The following is a 578-nucleotide window of genomic DNA, read 5'->3' as shown; positions in this document are numbered from 1 at the left end:
TGCTCCCCGCGCAGGCGGGGATGAGCCGGATGGGCTTACCCCGTCGATGGGGCCGCGCATGTGCTCCCCGCGCAGGCGGGGATGAGCCCGTCGGATGAGACAGGAGCACGAAGTACAGGTGGTGCTCCCCGCGCAGGCGGGGATGAGCCCTGCAACGCAATCGCACGACCAGCGCGCACCGCGTGCTCCCCGCGCAGGCGGGGATGAGCCCGCCCTGCTCGAGTCCGAGGGCCTGCCGACACTGTGCTCCCCGCGCAGGCGGGGATGAGCCGGCCGGGTGCCCAGCCGAAAGGATTGTGCTGGTGTGCTCCCCGCGCAGGCGGGGATGAGCCGAAGACAGAAACAGGAAAGGAAGACTAGCGATGGTGCTCCCCGCGCAGGCGGGGATGAGCCGCGGTGCCGCAACGTGTGCGCAGTCAAGTCACCGTGCTCCCCGCGCAGGCGGGGATGAGCCCGTGATGTAGCCCTGCACCTGTTCGACTTCGGGGTGCTCCCCGCGCAGGCGGGGATGAGCCGGTGAAGCGTTGCGACCAGTCGAGCACGTTTGCGTGCTCCCCGCGCAGGCGGGGATGAGCCCC

General features: G+C 70.8%; 1 CRISPR repeat array.

The window, feature by feature from the left end:
- Position 1 precedes the first annotated feature (1 nt).
- Positions 2 to 576: a CRISPR direct-repeat array (repeat unit 26 nt; unit sequence GCTCCCCGCGCAGGCGGGGATGAGCC).
- Positions 577 to 578: the final 2 nt, after the last annotated feature.

It is taken from the genome of Corynebacterium sp. HMSC074A01 (genome assembly GCF_001831515.1).
GTDB lineage: Bacteria > Actinomycetota > Actinomycetes > Mycobacteriales > Mycobacteriaceae > Corynebacterium.
Note: the sequence above shows the minus strand (reverse complement) of the source record. Positions and strands in the feature narration are given on the sequence as shown.